This is a genomic window from Chishuiella changwenlii (assembly GCF_900142565.1).
Classification (GTDB): Bacteria; Bacteroidota; Bacteroidia; order Flavobacteriales; family Weeksellaceae; genus Empedobacter; species Empedobacter changwenlii.
This window is the reverse complement of the sequence record NZ_FRBH01000007.1, coordinates 142440-163838: the sequence shown is the minus strand read 5'-3', so window position 1 is coordinate 163838 and position 21399 is coordinate 142440. Positions and strand designations below refer to the sequence as shown.

Below are 21399 nucleotides of genomic sequence, written 5' to 3'. Positions count from 1 at the left end.
GGTTTGTTAGAGCAAAATTAAAAAAATATTTTTAATTATTTTAATTAAGTCTAAATAAATATCAATAAAAACTTACTATTTGCTCTATAATATTATTGCTCTACTTTTAAATTTTCAGAAGTTATGAAAATAACATTATACATCTACTTTTTACTTGTATTCTTATCAAAGAAAAATATAATAATTCCTAGAGCAATTATTCCTAAACCAAATAAGCTTTCTTTTGGTTTTTGAATCAAAACAAAGTAACATATATATAAGCTAAATGCTAAAAATATTGTTGGTAAGACGTAGAAAAATCTACTTTTAATAATTGTTAATTGATCTTTCTTAATAAAAAAAGCTGTAGAAATTGCCAAGGTTGCAAGGATTTGTAAAACGAAAGAAGTGTAAGTAAAAATAACCTCAAAATCTCCAGAAAAAATTAAGAGAATACTAATTATTGCATGAACCCAAATAGCACGAACAGGAATTCTATTCTTATTCTCTTTCGCCATAAAACTCCATAACTTATTTTCTTTCGCTGTTGCTTGTGTTAAACGAGAGCCTATCCATAAATAACCACTAATAGTTGCTATTAATTGTAACGCAATAAAACAACTTACCCATTTTACATTTGTTCCTAAGATATTAGAAAAAGAAATATTAGCTACATCTTCTTTCCCTGAAAGGGCGTCTACAGATCCGTGTTTGAGTAATACGAAATTAATAAGCACGTAAGATAACGTAACAAAAATAACGCCTATAAAAAGTGCTTTAGGTAAGTTTTTTTTTGGTTGATTAATTTCTTCAATAATATAAGAAGCGGAATTCCAACCTGTGTAAGCAAACGTAACATAAACCAATGATGTTGCGAAAGCTGGTAACATTAATTCATTTGTCCAAGAAGAACCAAAATTAATCGCGTTTGGAGAAACTTCTGGTACAAAATAAAATCCAATTCCGATAAGTACAATAATAAATACAACTTTTAAAATTGTAAAAACATTCTGAAATCGACTACTTAAATTAATACTAAAAGATTGAAAAATAGCAACAATAAGAATCATTGCAATTGCAAACTCTCTACCTAAATTAAATCCAAAAATATTTAAATATTTACTCATAGCTAATGCAGCCAAAGAGATTGGCGCTGAAAAACCTACAAATAAAGAAATCCAACTAGAAAGATAACCAAATAATGGATGATATGTTCGTGATAAATAAATATAATCTCCACCCGATTGTTTGAATTTCGAAGCTAATTCCGAGTATATAAAAGCTCCTATTAAAGCCAAAAAACCACCTATTACCCATAGTAATAAAATGGTTTGTGTATTTTTTAAATCACTAATTTGATAACCTAAGCTTGTAAAAACTCCAGTTCCTATCATATTAGAAACTACTAAAGCAGCAGCGGTTTTCCAACCAATTTTATGTTGTGTCATACACCAAAAGTGTCTAAATGTTGTTGTTTTTAATCAACAACAATATAAAAAAATAAAATTCCGAATGGTAGTTAATATCATCCGGAATTTAAAAATAAACTTAAAATTTAAAACTTGCTCTCGCAAAGTAATAAGCACCTGTCATTCCCATTTGCACTGGTGCATAAGGGAATACACCGTAATATGAATTTTCTGCGACTTGTTTATCTGGAAAAACATCCAACAAGTTATTCGCTCCAATTGTGAAATTAAAATTCTTTGTTATATCATATCCAATAGAAGCATCTGTTACAACTTTTCCTGTATGTTCTTGTATACTTCCGTAAGGATGTCCATCTCTAATTACTTTTCCAAAATACGTATTACGTACCATAAAATTGAATCCAGAAATAGAATAATTTAATGCTAAAGTTGCTTTTGTTTTAGGACTTAATGATTCTATAATATTTACTTGATCTGGCCCAAAAAATTGTTCTCTTTCGATAGTTAAAGAAGCAGGGAAATGATAATCTACAATTTTTGTTTCATTAAGATTTCCAGATAAGCTAGCATTTAATTTTCCTTTTCCTAAACGAGTATCATAAGAGATTACAACATCTAAACCTTTTGTTTCTGTATCAATAGCATTTGTAAATATTCTTGCAGCAGTAATATTATATTGTTCCAATGCTGGATCGTAAATATCAGATGTTAAAACAATTCTATCGTTAACTCGTATAAAGTATCCATCTATTGTAATGAATAATTTTGAAGTTGGACGAAAAGTTAATCCTAAACTTGCATTAATAGACTTTTCTTGTTTTAATTGATCTAAACCTAACTCTCGAGATAAATCAGATTCATTTCTAATAATTCCTTTCGTTCCTAAAACTTGGTTTCCATTCTCATCTAAATAAAAATCGGTATAGGAATTACTAAAGTATTTTTGTTGTAAAGATGGTGCTCTAAATCCTGTAGAAATAGCTCCTCTAATAGAATATCCTTTTATATACTCATAGCGTAAAGCTAATTTACCATTTATGGTATTTCCGAAGTCTGAATAGTTCTCAAAACGACCTGCAACATCTGCTGAGAAATTACCAAATTTTAATTCTCCATCTACATAAGCAGCAAAAGAATTTCTATCTCCATTTATGCTATTAGTTGGTGCAAATCCTCTAAATGATTCTGATCCAGAACCTGTGTAAGATGCTTCATCACCTGCTCCAATCTTGTATTGTTCATAACGGTATTCACCTCCAAAAGCTAAACTAATGTTTTGATTGATTTTTTTTGAGAAATCTAAATTTACTGTGTTTTGTAAAAATTGATGTCTTCCTGCATAAAAATCTGTTGGTGAACTAAATCCTAATGATTGATTAATTGAATTCTCTACATTATATTTAAATGTATTTAAACCAAGTGTATTACTTAAATCAATATTCCAACCATCATAAGCATAACGTAATCCTGTAGAATTTGAAAAGTCATTTACATTCGATTTTAAGGTTGCTTGAAATCCATTAGGATAAACTTGTAAAGCTTCTCCAGATAAATCACTTGGTAAACGACGGAATCCATACCCATTTCCTTGTCGTAAACTAACTCCTCCAAACGAATAAAAATCTAATTTATCTGTTAATGCAGTTTCTGCATTAACAAAAAATTGTTGATTTTTTATTGCAGCGTCTCCAATCTGAAATCTAAAATCTTTACGAGAAAGTCCTAGAGCAGCTATCTTCGCATCATCGGCAGCTCGTGCAGCAGCAGGATCATCAGCAAAATCGTAGGCAAAGTTATCTCCAAAGATATCTAAACCATGATCTTTAGAACGATTCGTTTTTTTACGATCACTTATCACAGCAGAAAAAACAATAGAACCTTTATCTCCTAACTTAGTACCATAACTTCCGTTAAAATTATAAGTTTCTCCATCGTTACGAGAAGTCTGTCCATAAGTTAATGAAGCATCTCCTCCTGGTTTCGATTTTAATACAATGTTTACAACACCAGCAATTGCATCAGAACCATATTGTGCTGCTGCTCCGTCTCGTAAAACCTCAATTTTATCTATTGCTGAAATAGGAATTGCACTTAAATCTGTCCCAACAGATCCGTTTCCTACAGTATTTTGATAGTTAACTAGCGATGTAGTATGACGTCGTTTTCCATTAACCAATACTAAAACCTGATCTGGTCCCATTCCACGAAGTGTTACAGGATCTATATGTTCTGTTCCATCTGATGCAGATTGACGAACTGAATTAAAAGATGGAATAACGTAATTTAGGATATCATTTACAGACAATTGTGGAGATGAAGTTTTTAATTTCTCTATATCGATAATATCTACTGGAACAGATGAATTAACAACTGTTCTTTCGGAATTACGACCTCCAATTAATACAACTTCATTTAAGTTCGTTTGTTCTTCTTCTTCCTTAACTTCTTGTGCAAAAAGAGCCGAAGTTCCAAAAATTGCGAATGCTGCTAGTAAAAATTTGTTTCTTTTCATTTTAATTTTTCAAAAAATCATCAAGAAACCAACATACAAAAGTTAAACAAAATTTGTTTTCATCTCATCTATCCCTTTATAGGGTTGGATTTAGCACCTTTGATTATGAGTCATCTGGTTGCTAAGGTTTCTACAGGCCATTCCCTCCACCTTTCTTGATAAGTGATGCAAATATAATAGCAATAAATCAAAAAATAAAATAAACCTCTATTATTTTTATAGAGTTTAAAGAAGTGTGTTTATATCCAACTCCTGACTCTCATCTAAATTCATCATTGCATTGATTCTTTTAAATGATTTGAAGTTAATTAAATCGGATACTTTAATATTTTTTTCAACGATTTTACCCGTCTGTAACAAAGCTTCACGCATTGTTCCTTTTAACAAGACTGAACGAGGTGTTATCCAATTTTCTCCATCAAAAAATACTAGGTTAGAATAAATTCCATCTGTAATATAATTTGATTTAACTAAAACTAAATCGTCTGTTTGAGATTCTTTTAAATATTCATCAAAGAACCAACGGTCAAGATATTTGTAAGTGTAATTTATTTTTGGATCGATTTCGTAAAGTCGAATAGAATTTATTTCTTTAATTGTATAAGGTTGAAATTCGATAGATTGAATTTCTCTGTCATAAACAATTCTTACTTTATACTTTTCATTTGTTAAATCTGCAGGAAACTGAATAATATTTTCTAATACTATTGGTTGAGAATCAGAAAAATTATCATGTCTCGTTCTGTCAAATCTTGCTTGATGAAATCCTAAATTTCGAAGTTGTTTATTTTCACAACAAATCGACTCAATAAATTGGAACATATACTTTTTGTATTAATTCTTTATATTCTGAAAAAGAATCACTTTTTGCTGTTATTCCTCCTCCACTTTTAAAATATAAATGATTGTTTATTTGTTCTATAAAACGAATCATTACGGCACTATCTATATTTTCTCCGTCAAAAACTCCGAAAACTCCTGTGTAAAATTTACGTTCATAGTTCTCAGCTTCCAAAATAATCTCTATTGTTTTCTTTTTAGGAGCTCCACATATAGAACCAGCTGGCAAAAGTTGATCGAAGATTGTTCCTAGTTTTTCTTGATAATTATCTTCTAAATCTCCAGAAATCTCCGAACTAACTTGCAGCAAATTTTTATCATTTGTTTTTACTTTATCAAGGTAACGATATTTTGTAACATGAACATTATCTGCAACTAAACTTAAATCATTTCGAATTAAATCGACAATTGTTGCATGCTCTGCTGCTTCTTTCTCATCTTCTAAAACGAGTTTATCTGCATCAGTTATATCTGCATCAATTGTTCCTTTCATCGGATAAGAAAATATCTTTCTATTTTCTATTTTAACAAATCGCTCTGGAGAAAAACAAACAAACTCATCTTTATATTTTAGTTTAAATTTCGCTTGCGAGTATTCGTAAATTTCATCTAAAGATAAATCTGTTTCAATTTTTGTAGGAAAGGTAAGATTTGTTAAGTAAGAATTTCCGAATAATAAATTTTGATGAACAACCTCAAACCTTTTTAGATAGTCCTCGTAGTTAAGTGGAAATTTTTCGAACTTTATTTTCTTATTGATTGATTTTTTTTGAGAAGAATTAACTTCGAATAAAATATCATTATTTAATTCACTTAAAGGAATAACTTCTCCCTTTTCTTTCAAAAAGTCAATCATAAAGAAAAAAGGAACTTTTGCAGCTCCTAATTCATTCATTTTATTAAAAATCGAATGCGTTGTAAACATGCGATAAATTTAGTCTTATTCTTGGTTTGTTCCAAGTAAATCAATTTCAGATTCTATTTCATCACCCGTTAAAATCATATCTTTCAACATAAAATAAATAAAAATATACCCAACAGGAAATGAAACTAATGCTCCAATATAACAAGCAAAAGCTCCACAAGAAGAAATAAACCCACTTATAAATAAAAGTAATAACATCCACCAAAAATTCTTTTTTACAATAGCATAAGAAGTCTTAATAGCATCTCTTAAACTCATATCTCCATAATGAATTAAATAAGGTGTCAAGAAAATCAGAATTTGAAAAACAAATAAAAGTATTATCAATACAAACATAAATATGAAGACAAAAATTGATGATCCAAGTATTAAAAATGTATTGGTATCATTAGCCTCATCTACCATTAATGGAAGTAATGACATAAGAAAAAATGGTGTTACTAAAATCCCATAAAGTACGATAATACTTAATGCAAGTAAGGCGTAAGTTCCTATGTTTTTAAATCCTTTAAAAAAATCATTAAACTCTAAACTTAATCCATCATCAGCTCTTTCAGCCGCAACTAAATATCCCATTAATAAAGGATACATAATTATAAGTGATCCGATTATTGTAAAGTAGGAAACAAATAGAATAAGTACACTTACAAAAGAATATAGTACAAATTGTTGCCAATTATTTTTAAATAACTCTATCGACTGATTAAAATATTTCCCGATATCGAAATTAAATTTATTGTTTTTACAATACTCTATTTTATTATAATCTAATGTTCTCATGTTTATATATTTATTTCATTCAAATTAATGTAAATTTGTTTTATATAAGTGACAAACTTACTAAATAGTAATAACATGTATACAGAAGATTTATTATCAATAATAAAAAAAAGACGTTCAGTTTTTCCTCCACAATATAATCAAGAAGAGATTACAAGAGAAGAGTTAGCATTAATTTTTGAAGCTGCTAATTGGGCTCCTTCTCATAAAAAAACAGAACCATGGCGTTTTGTGGTTTTAGAAGGTCCTTCTAAAGATCGTTTTAGAGAATATGTGAAAAGAGTTTATGTACAAGGAACTCCTACAGATCAATTAAACGACAGAAAAATAAATGCATTAATTGAGAAATGCGACAAGTCTAACAAAATCGTATTAATCAATTTTATTAACCTAGAGAAAAACCCAGAATGGGAAGAATTGGCTGCTACATCTATGGCTGTTCAAAACATGTGGTTAATGGCTACTGCTCTTAATATTGGTGCATATTGGTCTTCACCTGCAAACGTAATTGCAAATGTAGACGAGTTTACGACAATGGAAGAAGGTGAAAAATGTGTAGGTGTTTTTTATATGGGAAAACATGACGGTGATTTACTAGAAGGTAGTAGACAACCAGCAGAAAGTAAAGTTAAATTTTTAGAATATTAATTCTTAATTAAAATAACAATTACATTGATCGCCTTTCATTCTTTTGAAAGGCGATTCTATTTTGACTTAATTAGATATATTTTAAAACAACAATAGAAATATAGTATATTCGTTATATTATATTTTTCCACATAAAATTTAGTTATGAAACACATGTTAAAAGTTTTTACTGTTCTAATTTCTACTCTTTTTATTTTACAAGGTTGCAAAATAAAAAGAGCAGCTCCTAGTGACTCTATTCCTCAACACGAAACATTTACAATAAACTCTGAAAAATTAAATGAAAAAAGAGTAATTAATGTTTGGGTGCCTAAAGATTATACTAAATCAACAGATTCTTTAACTGTTGTTTATATGCCAGATGGTGGAATACAAGAAGATTTTCCGCATGTTGCGAATACATTAAAAAAATTAATAAAGGATAAAAAAATTGAGCCAGTTATCTTAGTTGGAATAGAAAATATACAACGCAGAAAAGATTTAACGCCAAAAACAGAAGTTGAGGACGATAAAAAAGTTGCACCTATTGTTGGTGGTTCTTCTGATTTTAGAGATTTTATAAACGATGAACTTTTTCCTGAAATTGAGAAACGTTTTCGTACTAAAAATTATAAAGCAATTATTGGTGAATCCTTAGCAGGTCTATTTATTACAGAAACTTTCTTAGAAAGCCCACAAATGTTTGATGTTTACATTGCAATCGATCCATCTTTATGGTGGAATAACCAATATTCTGTTAAAACGGCAAAACAAAATTTAGAAAAACTATCTTCTAAACCAATAAAATATTGGTTCGCGGCTTCAGATGCTGGAGACATAAATAGAAATACAGTTCAGTTTGAAAATATATTAAAGACTACAAATCTTCCACAATTAAAATGGTTTTATTCTAATGAAGCAAAAGAAACTCATGCTACTATTTATAGAGCTACAGAAGAAAAAGCTCTTATTTGGGGCTTAGGGAAATAAATAACTTTTAAACTTCAATCTATGAAAAACATTCAGCAAATAACCTTGTGTAGCTTAATCATTTTTTTCTTCGGGTTTATAAATTGTTCTGCACAAGAGAAAATAGAATTAGAAGAAGTTAAGATAGATGCAAATAAGAAACTAAAAAATTCTGTTCAATATAAAGAATTAAAGAAAATGCCAGAACTTGGTGTTTATTCTTTTGGTTTTGCGATTGAAGAAGATATGCTGTATGTAATGAGTGGAGATGTTTCAAATGTTGGGGTTAGAACAGAATACAAAGGCTTTAGTGATAAAATTTATGCATATAATTTTAATACTGATTATTGGAGAACATTAAATTTAAAATCATCAACAGTTGCTAATAATACTATTATTAATCATGAAGGTAAATTATATAGTTTTGGCGGTAGAAAAGTTGGTCATAATAGAACTAGAGAGCTCTTAAATGATAAAATAGATATTTACGATATAAAAAATGATACAATGTTACTTGATGATGTAATGGCTCATCAGGCAGTAAATGCTGCTATTGTAAAAGTTGATGATAAAGTATTATTTTTTGGTGGTTCAACAAAAAAATACAATAACAATAGAAAGTTTTATACAAATAAAGTGAGTATGTATAATCTTACTAATGGTTATTGGTATGAATTAGATCCAATGCCAGAAGCAAAAGAATCTCCAGGAATTTTAGTTGATGGTAAAATTTATTTAATAGGTGGAAATAAAAATCAACCATTAAAAGATATTGAATCGTTTGATTTAACTAGTGGTAAGTGGACGAAGGAGTTTGAACTTCCTATTGCAATGAGTAAACCTTCTATTACAAAGAAAGAACATACCATTTACATTTATGAAAATGGGATATTCTACACTTTCGATTCCTATAATAAAATATTAAAAGAATATACTATAAACAATGTTTTAGGTGATAATAGTCAAATATTTATACATGATGACCATTTATATATACTTGGAGGAATCGTCGACAACAATAATATTGTAAATAGAATGTACAAACTAAATTTAAAAGAGTTTAATAATACAAAGGTAAAAAGAGAACTAAGAATAAAGAGTAATTCTTAACCTACTCTTTTTCCTAAAATAGATAACCCTCTTTCTATTCCATCTAATGTTGCAATATTTGGAAAATCGCCCCAAACCTCAAAACCAAAATGTTTAAATAATTTTAAACTTGGTTCGTTATGAGTAAAAATAAAACCAAGGATTGTTTTTACACCAAATTCTGGTGCTTTATCTATGCAATAAGCTAATACTTTTTTTCCTAGACCTTTCCCTCTCTGTTTATCATCTAAATAAATACTAATTTCTATTGTTGCATCATAAGCAGGTCTTCCATAAAAAGACTGAAAACTTACCCAACCAACAATTTCATTTTCTGTATTCTCTATCACCCAAAGCGGTCGTTTTTCTGATGAATGTTCATCAAACCATTTTTGTTTACTTTCTACAGAAACTGGCTCTGTATCTGCTGTCACCAATCGAGAAGAAACTGTAGAATTATAGATTTCTACAATTTTATCTAAATCAATTCTTTTAGCATCTCTATAAATCAATTCGGACATTTCTTAAAAAGGAATATTTTTTTTCATCGAAAGCATATAACCTAAATGCATTGCTTCGTGAATATTATTATATAAAATTGCTTCTTCTATAGAAGTTAAGTTAACACCAAAACTTGTATTATAAGAACGATAAAATGATAATTTTTCTGCCCTATAATCTTTAAATAATTGCATTGGTGTAGACTCTAGCATTTCTTTCAATTCTTTTACATCATCTTCGGTAACTTCAGTATTTCCTACTGTTCCTTTTTTATAATTTTGAATAAAATGTGTATCCACCAACATACGATTATCTGTAAGATAATAGTGTATTAATTGTTGAGTTGCGAGCACATGTGCTGCATTCCAAAATAAATTGTTTTTGTATCCGACAGGAATATAAAGCAGTTGTTTTAGAGAGTGTTGTTCAAGCTCATCAATAATCTGTTTTCTAATCGTTGTCAGATAAATAATATGCTCTTCCATAATGAGAATTAAAGTTTAAATATACATTAAATTAAATCTATTTATCAAATAATAAAGCAAAACAATTAAAATCACGTTTTTAGATTACATAAAGTCTTCGATTCTTTGTAATTTTGTAGTGTTAAATAAAAAAGATGGCTTACACAAGAGATCAAATATATCAAGTTTTAGAAGAATTAGGTATTCGTAACTGGATGCGTAATGCGCAAGTAATGGGGAATGATATTATATTAGATATCGTTTCGCCTTCGCCTGCAATGCACGAGCGTAAACGTTTAGAAGTTGCCTTAAAAAATGCTTTTAAGGAAAATTTACCAGAAGCAAAATTAAAATTAAATATCACGGTTGAGGTTGAAGAGAAAAACCCAAACGAAATTAAAGGTTCTGAATTACCAGGAGTAAAAAATATTATCGCTGTTGCCTCTGGTAAAGGTGGTGTTGGTAAATCTACTGTTTCTTCTAATTTAGCTGTTAGTTTAGCTAATATGGGATTTAAAGTTGGTTTATTAGATGCTGATATTTATGGTCCATCTATGCCAATTATGTTTGATTGTCAAGATGCGCGTCCTTATTCTGTTGAGGTTAATGGAAAAACAAAAATAAAACCTGTAGAATCTTACGGAATTAAATTGTTATCTATCGGTTTCTTTGCAGATACAGATCAAGCAATTGTTTGGAGAGGACCAATGGCTGCAAAAGCACTTAATCAAATGATTCGTGATGCGCATTGGGGAGAATTAGATTTCTTATTAATCGATTTACCTCCAGGAACAGGTGATATCCATTTATCTATTGTTCAACAAGTTCCAATTACTGGAGCTGTTGTAGTTTCTACACCTCAAAACATTGCATTAGCAGATGCTAGAAAAGGTGTTGGGATGTTCCAAATGGAGTCTATTAATGTTCCTGTATTAGGAATTGTAGAAAATATGGCGTATTTTACACCTGAAGAATTGCCAAATAATAAATATTATATTTTTGGACAAAATGGTGCTAAAAGTTTAGCTGATCAAATAGATGTTCCTTTCTTAGGTGAAATTCCAATTGTACAATCAATTAGAGAAGCTGCCGATGTAGGAAGACCTGCTGCTTTACAAGAAGGTACAGTAGTTGCAGAAGTTTATAAAAATATCGCTCGTAATACAGTACAAAGCTTAGTAGAGCGTAACAATACATTGCCTCCAACAGAAGCTGTTCGTATTACTACGATGGCTGGTTGTTCGGCAAAAAATTAATAATAAAAAGCATAAGATTATGACTCCAGAAGAAAAATATTCAGAAGTACAAAAGGCCTTAGCTGAAATTAGACCATTCTTAAATTCAGACGGAGGTGATATCGAATTAATTTCGGTAGAAGATAACATTGTAAAAGTTCGCTTAACAGGAGCTTGTACATCATGTTCTGTTAACCAAATGACGTTAAAGTCAGGTGTTGAAATGACAATTAAAAAATATGTACCAGAAATTGTATCTGTGATTAATGTTTCAGATTTTGAAACATCAACCGAAGCTGATCAATTATCGTCGTACGAGAAAGAAGAAAAGTAAATAATATAAAACATCAATGTAAAATTACATTGATGTTTTTTTTAGTTTTAAAACTAATTATTTTATTAAATTATCTTGTTTATACGCTGTTTAAGCTAACTTATCAAAGTACTTTATAAATTCTTTATTATTTTAAAAACAAGTACAGAGAAGCATAGATTAAGTAAAAGTTTAATCATTTAAAAAGTTTAAAACAACTTTAAAAAATAAAAAAGCTCCAAAGTTAACTTTGGAGCTTTTTGTTTAGAGATATATACTCTTATTTATTTTAATGCTTTTGCACGATTATCAACTACATCAGCAGCCTGAATTAAAGACTGTAATAATGTTTGTTGGAATTTACCTTGTAATTGGCGATTTAAGTTATCTAAAATCATAGAACCTTTTTGATTCTTTTGGATTTGTTGATTAGAAGGTATTACATAGAAAACTCCTGTATTACCAGCTATAGCTTTAGATGACTGATTAGCTTTTACTCCGAAAGAAGCTCCTACAACTTTAGGCTCTAATCCAACTCCATTTACATTAGAGTTAGAGAAGTTTACTGTAGCATTTCCTTTCTTAGCTGCAAATTTAGATACGAAAGCGTTTAAACCTCCATTACCAATTTGCTCGTCAACTAATTTTGTAATTTTTTCATGTAATAAAACTGGCTCAACATACTGACGAACTACACTTGGATGAGCTAATCCTTTGTCAAATCTTTCTACTAAATGAACTACAATATAATCTCCTGTAGAAGATGTAAACAAGTTTGTTGCTCCTTTATCAGTTTTCTTATCAAAAGCCCATTTTAAGATATCAGCATCTTGATCGTTCGGAATGTCTTGTGCTATTGCAGCAAAACGTTCTATCCCTTCAGTTGTATTATTTAAATAACCTCCTTTTTTAGCAATGTTTTTAAAATCGTTTAAAGATTTTCCTTCAACATTCTGAACATATGTTCTTGCACCTGTAAATGCTTTTTCTGTTGTTGCTTTAGAAGGCTCGATAGTTTTTACAATGTTAGCGATTTGATAAGCTGTTTTGTTTTTAACATCATCAACTTTAATAATATGGAAACCAAATTGAGTTTCTAATAATTCCACTGTTCCAACAGGTTTTGTAAAAATAAATCCATTAAATGTTTGATCTAATTGATTATTTTTTCCAACCCATCCAATACTTCCTTTTTGTAAAGAAGCAGTTTTGTCATCAGATTTTGTAGAAGCAACTTCTCCAAAAGAAGCAGGATTAGCTTTTACTTCTGCTAAAATTCCTTCAGCAACTTTCTTCGCTTCCTCTTTTGTTCTCTTGATTCCTGTTCCTCCAGCACTTCCTTGAAATGCAACTAAAATATGACTAGATTTTACAGAATCTCTTACTTCTCTAGCTTTAGAAAGTTTGTATAATTGGTAAGTGTTTCCAATTTTAAAAGGTCCTCCAATTTGTCCAACTGTAGCAGACTTTAAGAAAGCTGTAGTTTCTGGTCCTAATTGAGCTTGCTCTAATTCTGCTCTTGTAAAATAATTCGGAATAAATGGTTTCTCAGAATTTTGAGTTACATAAACAGAATCATTTTTAGTAGAACCAAAACCTTGTATTGTATCTGTAATATTATTTACTTCGTCGTGAACAATTTGTGTTCCTAAATATTTATTAATATTTGCTAACGCAACAGCCTCATCAGACTTAGAAGCTCCAGCAGGGAAATAAGTATAGCTTAATTTAACTAAACCTTCTGCTTTAAATAATTTTGGATATTTAGCTTCGTAAGCAGAAATTTCGTCGTCAGTTACTTTTACATTTAATTTTTTAGTTAAAGTTGGATAATCAACAAAAGCATACTGAATATTTGCATTAGAAATATTATAAGCTTGCTGAATGTCAGCTTCTTTATTTGTTACTACAGTTCCTGCCATTACATATCCAAAATATTTTTGAGATAATAATTGTAATTTTATTTGCTCTGCAGTTTGTAACCAACCTCTGTATTGTTGTTGTGCACCAGGATCTGAAGAAGCTTTTGCTTCTAATTCTGCAATTTGTTGTTGCGCTTCAGCTCCAGAAGACATTCCGAAGTTTTGTGCAACATAATTCCAAAATTCATCATCAGCAACTCTTAAACCTAAGTTTTCTGCATGTTGTGATAATACTTTTTGACTAACCAAGCTATTCCACGTTTGTTGTGCGATTTGGTTTGGTGTAGCAGATTGCCCTTGGTTTTCGTACATTTTTTGCGTTGCATCATATGCACTTTGATATTCTGCAATACCAATAGATTCTCCGTTTACTGTACCAACTACAGACGGATCTCCTGTAAATAATTGTTTTATTCTTGAGTTTTCTCCGAATAAATCTCCTGCAACGAAAGCTAACATTGCTACTCCGATTACTACGAAGACAAGCCAAGTTTTTTTACGAATTTCTCCTAAAACTGCCATTATTTTATTTTATGTTATTTCTATAATAGGTGGCGAAAATACGACAATACATTGAATAATAAAATAGAAGAAACCACAAAGAATGTGTTTTTTCTTTATTTTTTTAATGAAATTTAGAATTTTTGATTATCATCAACATACATATAACCTTGATTATTAAACAAGGTATAATGTTCTAAATCATCTGATGCTTGTAAACCATTTGTAGCTTTTAGGGAATCTCCTTTGCTATTAATTAAGTAAACTTCTTTCGATGTATAAACTGTTTTTCTTTTTTTATTCCAAAATAATTGATCGCTTTTCAACGAATCACCTTTCTCATTTACGACAATTACATTTCCTCTACCTTCGTAAATTCCTGTTCCATCATCAAGTTTTGCCCAATCTGCAATAAAATACCCCGGTTTTTCTTTTCCTTTCTCATAAAAATCTACATTCAATCCTTTCTTAAAAAGTGTATAAGGAGACTTTACAGTTGTAAATTCCTCTATTAAAGGAGAACGCAAATTCCAAGAAATTCTACCAGAATCATTATTGATGATATTTGCATTAATTAATGTACGCGTAGGAAAATCTACTTTCTTTTTATTGTTAGGAGGTGTTTCTCTACCACATGAAAAAAGCAAAATAAAAATGCTCATTAAACTGAAAATAAAATTCAATTTAACAACAACATTTTTATTTGCTTTTATGTTATTTTTTTGTTGATCCAAAATTAGTCAATAACTCTTTTTCTAAACCAAATATCATTAATATCGAAACCAACTTTTACACCAATGAAATTTTCTTTGATTAAGTTATTCGATGTTTTTCCTCTTTGACCATATTCTAACGAAACATTCATCATAGAAGCATCATTTTGTTTCCCGATAGGGAAACCAAAACCTAAAGTAGCTCCATAAGCATCTACATCCGTTCCATTAATAGAAAATTGTGCTGTTTGGTAATATGCACCTGCACGATAGATTACACGATTAAAATAGCTTTTATAACTGTTATAATCAGGAATCCAATATCCACCAACTCCTAAACGTACATTATTTTTATAATCTACATTAGATGATGTTGAACTATTACCTAATACTGGTTGTCTAAAGTCTGACCAAGTATTGTATTTTGCTTCAGCCCCAATAGACCAAGAATTATCTTTTGTATAAGAAGTTCCTAATGCAAATGTTTGTGGTAATTTTGTTTTCGCATTATCGCTACGGAAAATAGAAATCGTATCTACAGATGCTTTCGCAGATCCTACAAAAGTGTAAGAAGTCGTTAAATCTGTAACATCTGTTCTAAGATTAGTTCCTAACGTATAAGTTGCTCCAACATATAGATTTTTGGTCTTACCAATTCTTTTTGTATACATTGATCCTAATGTAAACTGAGCTCCTCTGTAATTCGACTTATTGCTATAATCTACAGCTAAACTTGCTCCGTCTACAGCTAGAATTTCATTTCTTGTTAATTCTCCAAATAGGTAATTAACACGTAAACCTAAAGAAAACCCTTTCGCTAAATTTCTAGAGTAAAAAGCATGAAGACTATTTAAACCTCCATTTCCTTTTAATTGTACATTTTGCTTTAAATCGTTTCTTTCTGTTGAATTTAAAATATCATATCCTAAAGCTGAAAAAGGTTGAAAACCTAATCCAAAGCTTCCTTTTTCTCCAACTGGGAAAGCTAATGATATATTAGAAATATTAAATCTTCCTGTATTCTCTTTATCTGTAAGAGATTTAAAAGTATAATTTGTACCACTTCCACTTGCATTAAAGTTTGTCATACGTAAACTTTGGTTTGCTGCCGGGTTAGAAAAATTAGCACTTTGTCCGAAAGGATTTGTTGGTACTGTTGAGATTCCGCCCATACCAGCTTGTTCAGTATTCCCATCGAATAGTTGTTCTCCTATTCCATAAGCTGAATAAGGAGACACTGATATTGATTGAGCTTTAATTGTTATCACGCTTAAAAGTGATAAACTGCAAATAATCCACTTCATTATGAATGTTATAATAGAATTCTAAGACGCAAATATGATGATTTGTTGCGAATTGTAAAAATTAGAATGCAAAAATGAGCTGTTAATTATCTATTAAAATATAAAAAACTCAATTTTTGTGTAAATATAAAAATATTTTAAAAATTTATTTATCGGTAAATGAAATAGATAGCCAAAGAACTAAAAAAATCTTTTTAAAAAGATTTGGTAGTATCAATTTTCACTCTATATTTGCATCACAATTAAGGCGGTGCCTTAGCTCAGTTGGTAGAGCAAAGGACTGAAAATCCTTGTGTCCCTGGTTCGATTCCTGGAGGCACCACTGCTAAAAAAATCCCTTACGAAAGTTTGGGATTTTTTATTTTCTATTGTTTAGAAATTGACAAATTATGATTTTTTAAACAGTTTATTTATTTAGAACATTAATGCTTAAATCTTATCATCTTAAGTCTTAAAACTAAAAAACTATCCAAAATAAAAATCGTCTCTATCTTCTAAAAAATTAAAATGTTCTCTTTCTTTATTTTGATTTTCTTTATCTATTTCAAATTGTAAAATCTCAGAATGATTATTAATTACTTTTAAGTCTTCTCCTAAAGTATCAAATAAATGAGAGTCGCCTGAATATTCTAATTTATATCCATCAACTCCTATTCTATTTACACCAGCCACAAATGCCATATTTTCTATAGCCCTTGCTTTTAACAGAGAAATCCATGCATTTCTTCTAGCTTTTGGCCAGTTTGCATTGCATAAAAGTAAATCGTAAGGATGTTCTTTTGTATTACGTATCCAAACAGGAAAACGCAGATCATAACATACTATAGGACGTATTTGCCATCCTTTATAATCTATTGTTACTATTTTGTCTCCTTCAGAATAAACAGTCGCTTCTTTCCCATAACTAAACAAATGTTTTTTATCGTAGATATAAATAGATCCTTTTGGACATACAAAATAAAAGCGATTAAGATAAATCCCATTTTCCTTTGTTGAAACACTACCCGCAATTGCTGCATTTAATTCTTTCGACTTTTCTTGCATCCATTTAAAAGATTCTCCAAATGGGGCTTCTCCAACATGTTCTACATTCATGGAAAAACCAGAAGCAAACATTTCTGGTAATAAAATAATATCAGTTTGATGGTTTTTTAGTAATTCATCTAAGTATTGATGATTCTTTTTAGCATCTTCCCAAATTAAATCATACTGAATAAGTGAAATTTTAAGTTTATTTTGATTTTCCATTCTTCAAAAATTTTTGATCTAATCTCCAGTCGGTGATAGAATTAATAATGTAATATGTAAAGATAAAAATAAAAAATCCGATTAAAGATCCTCCAACTGTATCTATCGCAAAATGTCTTGATAAGTAAATTCTACTTACTGCTATGCTAGGAAATAATAATGCAAAAACAAGCTGTACCCTACGATCTTTAGTAAGTAAACACAACGTCATAGAAAGTATTGTTGCTGTTAGTGAGTGTCCCGAAGGGAATGTAGAAGCCATTTGTACGGCATAATCTTTAACTAAAACAATATCTATTTTTTTCTGAGTAAAATAATAGCCTGGTCTAAGAACTTCGTTAAAATAAACATTTTTAAAGAATACACTAATTATTGACGCTGTAGACTCTGCTATTAGCAAATATAAGAAGCGTCTTTTGGTTTCTTTAAAGAACAAATAAGCAAGTAGTAATATAAATAGATATACAGTTCCGAAATCTGTATAATAAACGAAAAAACGATCTAAATAAGAATAGCTAAATTTATTAAAGTACAGATGTAGTTCATCTCTTCCAAAATATTGTGTTAATGCTACTGCTGCAAAATTATAGACAAAAAACACCACAAAGAATGGCCATATTCTTAAGAATAAATCTTTTTGTTGATGTATTGACGCTGTATTTATTTGTTTTTTAATTTCCTGCATTTTAAAGTATAATATTAGTTTCTTCCTAGTAGATATTATTTAGATTTTAAATCAAATTTAGGCAAAAAAAAACTTGGCTAAATAGCCAAGTTCTAAAACGTTTTAATATTGTTTAAAAAATTATTTTACTTTTTCTACGATAGCTTTGAAAGCTTCTGGATTGTTCATCGCTAAGTCCGCTAAAACTTTACGATTTAATTCAATACCTGCTTTGTGAACAGCTCCCATGAATTTAGAGTAAGATAATCCGTGTAATCTTGCTCCAGCGTTAATTCTTTGAATCCATAACGCACGGAAATTTCTTTTCTTTTGACGTCTATCACGGTAAGCGTATACTAAACCTTTTTCTACTGCATTTTTAGCAACAGTCCAAACATTTTTTCTTCTTCCGAAATATCCTTTTGCAAGTTTTAAAACTCTTTTTCTTCTAGCTCTTGACGCAACTGCGTTTACTGATCTTGGCATAATTTTTAATTTTTTTGTAGTGGGCGAGATTTCTCTACTTTAAGGCCCATCGACAGGGTTAATAATGAATTAATAAACCAAATAAGAACAAGTTCTTATTTTAATCTTAATTGTTGTTTTACTGATTTTTCGTCAGATTTGTCAACTAAACCAGTTTGAGTTAAATTTCTCTTTTGTTTAGTCTCTTTTTTTGTTAGGATGTGGCTTTTAAAAGCGTGTTTTCTTTTAATTTTACCTGTTCCTGTTAATTTGAAACGTTTTTTCGCTCCAGATTTTGTTTTTAATTTTGGCATGATTACAAATATTTAAAATTAAAACGTTTTATATTTTTTGAGACAATGAGAACCTAATTATTTTTTAGGTCCCATCATCATAATCATTCTTTTACCTTCAAGTTTTGGCATTTGTTCTACTTTTCCAACATCTTCCAATTCTTGTGCTAAACGTAACAATAGGATCTCTCCTTGATCTTTAAATATAATAGAACGTCCTTTAAAGAAAACATACGCTTTCAATTTAGAACCCTCTTCTAAGAAAGATCTTGCATGGCGTTTTTTAAATTCGTAATCGTGATCATCTGTCTGAGGACCAAAACGAATTTCTTTTACCACAACTTTTTGTTGTTTTGCTTTAAGTTCTTTCTCTTTCTTCTTTTGTTCGTATAAATATTTTTTATACTCTACTACACGACAAACAGGTGGAACGGCTTTCTCACTGATCATAACCAAATCTAAACCTTGCTCTTCTGCTAAGGCTAAAGCTTTTGTTATTGGATATACACCAGGTTCTATACCTTCTCCGACAACGCGAACTTCTTTTGCGTCAATCTTATCGTTGATCTTGTGTTGATCTTCCTTAATTACTCTGGCTGGACCTCTGCCGCCTTTTCTTCTAATTGCGATACTATTCTGTTTTTAAATTATTTTAATTTGATTTGTTCCTTCATGAAGTCGATGAATTCTTGAATTTTCATTTCTCCTAAATCTCCTTCTCCGTGTCTTCTTACAGAAACTGTACCGTTTTCTGCTTCTTTTTCACCGATAACAATCATGAAAGGAATCTTCTTGATTTCTGCATCACGGATTTTTTTACCAGTTTTCTCATTTCTACTGTCTATCAATCCGTTAATTTCTTCTTCAGCCAGCAAATTTAATACTTTTTCTCCATATTCCACATATTTTTCGCTAATTGGTAAAATTGTGAATAAATCTGGCGCTAACCAAAGTGGTAAATTACCTGCTGTATTTTCTAACAAGATCGCTATGAAACGCTCCATAGAACCAAATGGTGCACGGTGAATCATAACTGGTCTGTGTTTTTCGTTATCTGCTCCAGTATAAGTTAAATCGAAACGTTCTGGTAAATTATAGTCAACTTGGATTGTTCCTAATTGCCATTGACGCCCTAAAGCATCTTTCACCATAAAATCTAACTTAGGACCGTAAAATGCTGCTTCACCATATTCTACAACTGTTGGTAAACCTTTTTCGTTTGCAGCTGTAATAATTGCTTGTTCAGCTTTTGCCCAGTTTTCATCAGTTCCGATATATTTTTCTTTATTCTCAGGATCTCTTAAAGAAACTTGAGCAGAATAGTTATCAAAACCTAGATTTGTGAATACATATAAAACTAAATCAATTACTTTTTTAAATTCATCTAATAATTGATCTGATGTACAAAATAAGTGTGCATCATCTTGAGTAAACCCTCTTACACGAGTTAAACCATGTAATTCTCCTGATTGCTCGTAACGATAAACTGTACCAAATTCTGCATATCTTTTTGGTAAATCACGATAAGACCACTGAGATGTTTTATAAATTTCACAGTGATGAGGACAGTTCATTGGTTTTAATAAAAACTCTTCGTTCTCATTTGGTGTTTTAATTGGCTGAAAACTATCTGCACCATATTTTGCATAATGTCCAGATGTTACATACAATTCTTTTTGTCCAATATGAGGAGAAATCACCATTTCGTATCCCATTTTTTGTTGCTCTTTTAATAAGAAATTTTCTAATTTTCTTCTTAAAGATGCTCCTTTTGGTAACCATAATGGTAACCCTGCACCCACTTTTTCAGAGAATGCGAATAAACCTAATTCTTTTCCTAATTTACGGTGATCACGTTTTTTAGCTTCTTCTAATAACTCTAGATACTCTGTTAAATCTTTTTGTTTTGGGAATGTAATACCATAAACACGAGTCAACATTTTGTTGTTCTCGTTTCCACGCCAATACGCACCAGCAACATTTAAGATTTTTGCAGCTTTTACAATTCCTGTATTTGGAATGTGTCCACCACGACATAAATCTGTAAAGTTATCGTGTGTACAAAATGTAATATCTCCGTCTGTTAAGTTAGAGATTAATTCTACTTTGTATTCGTTATCTTTATATGTTTCTAATGCATCTGCTTTAGAAACTGAGTATAATTTAAATTCTGCTTTTTTCTTAGCATTTTCTAGCATTGCTTTTTCAACTTTGCTAAAATCTGCCTCTGTAAATTTATCTTCTCCAAAATCAACATCATAATAAAACCCTTTTTCAATTGCTGGTCCTATTGTTAATTTTGCATTTGGATAAAACTCTAAAATAGCTTGTGCTAATAAGTGAGCCGATGAATGCCAAAAAGCTTTTTTACCCATTTCATCATTCCAGGTTAACAATTTGATCGTTGCATCTGTGGTGATTGGGGTTGTTGTCTCAACTTGTTTATCGTTTACTAAAGCCGAAATTACATTACGTGCTAAACCTTCACTAATGCTCTGCGCCACCTCCATTGGAGTTACGCCACTCTCATACTGTCTTACACTTCCATCTGGAAGAGAAATGTTTATCATCTTTCTTTTAGAATTTGTACTAGTCTGCAAAATTACGAATTTTCTGTAAGTTGTG

The 21399-nt window shown here is 30.2% G+C and carries 21 protein-coding genes, 1 tRNA gene and 1 riboswitch; of the genes, 6 read left to right on the top strand and 16 right to left on the bottom strand.

All coding sequences use genetic code 11. The features are described from left to right. Positions 1 to 143: 143 nt before the first annotated feature. The 5 genes from BUA86_RS09945 to BUA86_RS09925 form a co-directional block, all read right to left on the bottom strand. Complete coding sequence (locus tag BUA86_RS09945) at positions 144 to 1427, bottom strand: APC family permease (RefSeq protein WP_072932305.1); 1284 nt, start codon at positions 1425 to 1427, stop codon at positions 144 to 146. A gap of 100 nt (positions 1428 to 1527) precedes the next feature. Beyond that, positions 1528 to 3921: a TonB-dependent receptor plug domain-containing protein gene (locus tag BUA86_RS09940; protein ID WP_072932304.1), complete on the bottom strand. Its 2394-nt coding sequence runs from the start codon at positions 3919 to 3921 to the stop codon at positions 1528 to 1530. A gap of 61 nt (positions 3922 to 3982) precedes the next feature. Then, a riboswitch (SAM riboswitch) is annotated at positions 3983 to 4086 on the bottom strand. A gap of 60 nt (positions 4087 to 4146) precedes the next feature. Continuing rightward, on the bottom strand, positions 4147 to 4743 hold the full coding sequence (locus BUA86_RS09935; protein WP_072932302.1) for an aminotransferase class IV: 597 nt from the start codon (positions 4741 to 4743) through the stop codon (positions 4147 to 4149). After that, a complete protein-coding gene (locus BUA86_RS09930) occupies positions 4727 to 5656 on the bottom strand; it encodes an aminodeoxychorismate synthase component I (protein WP_244891555.1) in 930 nt (309 codons plus the stop codon). Before BUA86_RS09930 ends, BUA86_RS09935 begins: the two co-directional genes overlap by 17 nt. 45 nt (positions 5657 to 5701) lie before the next feature. After that, positions 5702 to 6466 (bottom strand): hypothetical protein, encoded by a 765-nt coding sequence (locus BUA86_RS09925; protein WP_072932298.1) that lies wholly within the window; start codon positions 6464 to 6466, stop codon positions 5702 to 5704. Between the two features lie 75 nt (positions 6467 to 6541). Here BUA86_RS09925 and BUA86_RS09920 point away from each other — a divergent pair, with 75 nt between their 5' ends. The 3 genes from BUA86_RS09920 to BUA86_RS09910 all read left to right on the top strand — a co-directional run bounded on the left by BUA86_RS09920 (position 6542) and on the right by BUA86_RS09910 (position 9172). Beyond that, positions 6542 to 7114 carry a nitroreductase family protein gene (locus BUA86_RS09920; protein WP_072932296.1) on the top strand — a complete coding sequence of 191 codons (573 nt, stop codon included), beginning with the start codon at positions 6542 to 6544 and terminating at the stop codon, positions 7112 to 7114. 144 nt (positions 7115 to 7258) lie between these two features. After that, entirely contained in the window at positions 7259 to 8083 is an 825-nt protein-coding gene (locus BUA86_RS09915; RefSeq protein ID WP_072932294.1) for an alpha/beta hydrolase, read from the top strand. Between the two features lie 21 nt (positions 8084 to 8104). Next, complete coding sequence (locus BUA86_RS09910) at positions 8105 to 9172, top strand: Kelch repeat-containing protein (RefSeq protein WP_072932292.1); 1068 nt, start codon at positions 8105 to 8107, stop codon at positions 9170 to 9172. Here BUA86_RS09910 and BUA86_RS09905 read toward each other — a convergent pair. Then, a complete protein-coding gene (locus tag BUA86_RS09905) occupies positions 9169 to 9672 on the bottom strand; it encodes a GNAT family N-acetyltransferase (protein WP_143147294.1) in 504 nt (167 codons plus the stop codon). The genes BUA86_RS09910 and BUA86_RS09905 overlap by 4 nt on opposite strands. Positions 9673 to 9675: 3 nt before the next feature. Further along, complete coding sequence (locus tag BUA86_RS09900) at positions 9676 to 10137, bottom strand: DinB family protein (RefSeq protein ID WP_072932291.1); 462 nt, start codon at positions 10135 to 10137, stop codon at positions 9676 to 9678. A 134-nt stretch (positions 10138 to 10271) separates the two neighbouring features. Here BUA86_RS09900 and BUA86_RS09895 point away from each other — a divergent pair, with 134 nt between their 5' ends. Together BUA86_RS09895 and BUA86_RS09890 are read left to right on the top strand one after the other, a co-directional pair. Next, the gene (locus BUA86_RS09895; RefSeq protein ID WP_072932290.1) at positions 10272 to 11372 is read left to right on the top strand and encodes an Mrp/NBP35 family ATP-binding protein; all 1101 of its coding nucleotides are present in this window, start codon (positions 10272 to 10274) and stop codon (positions 11370 to 11372) included. A 19-nt stretch (positions 11373 to 11391) separates the two neighbouring features. Beyond that, on the top strand, positions 11392 to 11685 hold the full coding sequence (locus tag BUA86_RS09890) for a NifU family protein (protein ID WP_072932289.1): 294 nt from the start codon (positions 11392 to 11394) through the stop codon (positions 11683 to 11685). 263 nt (positions 11686 to 11948) lie between these two features. Here the strand turns inward: BUA86_RS09890 and BUA86_RS09885 are convergent, their stop codons facing one another. The 3 genes from BUA86_RS09885 to bamG form a co-directional block, all read right to left on the bottom strand. Beyond that, the gene (locus BUA86_RS09885) at positions 11949 to 14108 is read right to left on the bottom strand and encodes a peptidylprolyl isomerase (protein ID WP_072932288.1); all 2160 of its coding nucleotides are present in this window, start codon (positions 14106 to 14108) and stop codon (positions 11949 to 11951) included. Between the two features lie 113 nt (positions 14109 to 14221). After that, the gene (gene lptC, locus BUA86_RS09880) at positions 14222 to 14749 is read right to left on the bottom strand and encodes an LPS export ABC transporter periplasmic protein LptC (RefSeq protein ID WP_229731726.1); all 528 of its coding nucleotides are present in this window, start codon (positions 14747 to 14749) and stop codon (positions 14222 to 14224) included. Positions 14750 to 14823: 74 nt separating this feature from the next. Next, a complete protein-coding gene (gene bamG, locus BUA86_RS09875; protein WP_229731727.1) occupies positions 14824 to 16104 on the bottom strand; it encodes a BamG family beta-barrel-assembly machinery protein in 1281 nt (426 codons plus the stop codon). Positions 16105 to 16353: 249 nt separating this feature from the next. Here bamG and BUA86_RS09870 point away from each other — a divergent pair. Next, positions 16354 to 16426: transfer RNA gene (locus tag BUA86_RS09870), tRNA-Phe, on the top strand. A gap of 143 nt (positions 16427 to 16569) precedes the next feature. On the opposite strand, the gene BUA86_RS09865 is transcribed toward BUA86_RS09870, so the two are convergent. The 6 genes from BUA86_RS09865 to thrS all read right to left on the bottom strand — a co-directional run bounded on the left by BUA86_RS09865 (position 16570) and on the right by thrS (position 21344). Then, positions 16570 to 17352, bottom strand: coding sequence for a nitrilase-related carbon-nitrogen hydrolase (locus tag BUA86_RS09865; RefSeq protein WP_072932285.1), 783 nt, complete (start codon positions 17350 to 17352; stop codon positions 16570 to 16572). Continuing rightward, the gene (locus BUA86_RS09860; protein WP_072932284.1) at positions 17336 to 18037 is read right to left on the bottom strand and encodes a phosphatase PAP2 family protein; all 702 of its coding nucleotides are present in this window, start codon (positions 18035 to 18037) and stop codon (positions 17336 to 17338) included. Before BUA86_RS09860 ends, BUA86_RS09865 begins: the two co-directional genes overlap by 17 nt. A gap of 120 nt (positions 18038 to 18157) precedes the next feature. Beyond that, complete coding sequence (rplT, locus tag BUA86_RS09855) at positions 18158 to 18502, bottom strand: 50S ribosomal protein L20 (protein ID WP_019976847.1); 345 nt, start codon at positions 18500 to 18502, stop codon at positions 18158 to 18160. A 95-nt stretch (positions 18503 to 18597) separates the two neighbouring features. Next, positions 18598 to 18795: a 50S ribosomal protein L35 gene (gene rpmI / locus BUA86_RS09850; RefSeq protein ID WP_072932283.1), complete on the bottom strand. Its 198-nt coding sequence runs from the start codon at positions 18793 to 18795 to the stop codon at positions 18598 to 18600. 57 nt (positions 18796 to 18852) lie between these two features. Continuing rightward, on the bottom strand, positions 18853 to 19362 hold the full coding sequence (gene infC / locus BUA86_RS09845; protein WP_072932282.1) for a translation initiation factor IF-3: 510 nt from the start codon (positions 19360 to 19362) through the stop codon (positions 18853 to 18855). 59 nt (positions 19363 to 19421) lie between these two features. After that, positions 19422 to 21344: a threonine--tRNA ligase gene (thrS, locus tag BUA86_RS09840; RefSeq protein WP_072932281.1), complete on the bottom strand. Its 1923-nt coding sequence runs from the start codon at positions 21342 to 21344 to the stop codon at positions 19422 to 19424. Between the last annotated feature and the right edge of the window lie 55 nt (positions 21345 to 21399).

Coding starts and splice junctions, on each gene's coding strand:
- BUA86_RS09945 (WP_072932305.1), bottom strand. CDS start 1,427: ATGACACAACATAAAATTGGTTGGAAAACCGCTGCTGCTTTAGTAGTT.
- rpmI (WP_072932283.1), bottom strand. CDS start 18,795: ATGCCAAAATTAAAAACAAAATCTGGAGCGAAAAAACGTTTCAAATTA.
- BUA86_RS09890 (WP_072932289.1), top strand. CDS start 11,392: ATGACTCCAGAAGAAAAATATTCAGAAGTACAAAAGGCCTTAGCTGAA.
- bamG (WP_229731727.1), bottom strand. CDS start 16,104: ATGAAGTGGATTATTTGCAGTTTATCACTTTTAAGCGTGATAACAATT.
- lptC (WP_229731726.1), bottom strand. CDS start 14,749: ATGAGCATTTTTATTTTGCTTTTTTCATGTGGTAGAGAAACACCTCCT.
- BUA86_RS09865 (WP_072932285.1), bottom strand. CDS start 17,352: ATGGAAAATCAAAATAAACTTAAAATTTCACTTATTCAGTATGATTTA.
- BUA86_RS09925 (WP_072932298.1), bottom strand. CDS start 6,466: ATGAGAACATTAGATTATAATAAAATAGAGTATTGTAAAAACAATAAA.
- BUA86_RS09915 (WP_072932294.1), top strand. CDS start 7,259: ATGAAACACATGTTAAAAGTTTTTACTGTTCTAATTTCTACTCTTTTT.
- BUA86_RS09885 (WP_072932288.1), bottom strand. CDS start 14,108: ATGGCAGTTTTAGGAGAAATTCGTAAAAAAACTTGGCTTGTCTTCGTA.
- BUA86_RS09860 (WP_072932284.1), bottom strand. CDS start 18,037: ATGCAGGAAATTAAAAAACAAATAAATACAGCGTCAATACATCAACAA.
- BUA86_RS09900 (WP_072932291.1), bottom strand. CDS start 10,137: ATGGAAGAGCATATTATTTATCTGACAACGATTAGAAAACAGATTATT.
- BUA86_RS09905 (WP_143147294.1), bottom strand. CDS start 9,672: ATGTCCGAATTGATTTATAGAGATGCTAAAAGAATTGATTTAGATAAA.
- BUA86_RS09910 (WP_072932292.1), top strand. CDS start 8,105: ATGAAAAACATTCAGCAAATAACCTTGTGTAGCTTAATCATTTTTTTC.
- BUA86_RS09895 (WP_072932290.1), top strand. CDS start 10,272: ATGGCTTACACAAGAGATCAAATATATCAAGTTTTAGAAGAATTAGGT.
- BUA86_RS09940 (WP_072932304.1), bottom strand. CDS start 3,921: ATGAAAAGAAACAAATTTTTACTAGCAGCATTCGCAATTTTTGGAACT.
- rplT (WP_019976847.1), bottom strand. CDS start 18,502: ATGCCAAGATCAGTAAACGCAGTTGCGTCAAGAGCTAGAAGAAAAAGA.
- BUA86_RS09935 (WP_072932302.1), bottom strand. CDS start 4,743: ATGTTCCAATTTATTGAGTCGATTTGTTGTGAAAATAAACAACTTCGA.
- BUA86_RS09930 (WP_244891555.1), bottom strand. CDS start 5,656: ATGAATGAATTAGGAGCTGCAAAAGTTCCTTTTTTCTTTATGATTGAC.
- BUA86_RS09920 (WP_072932296.1), top strand. CDS start 6,542: ATGTATACAGAAGATTTATTATCAATAATAAAAAAAAGACGTTCAGTT.
- thrS (WP_072932281.1), bottom strand. CDS start 21,344: ATGATAAACATTTCTCTTCCAGATGGAAGTGTAAGACAGTATGAGAGT.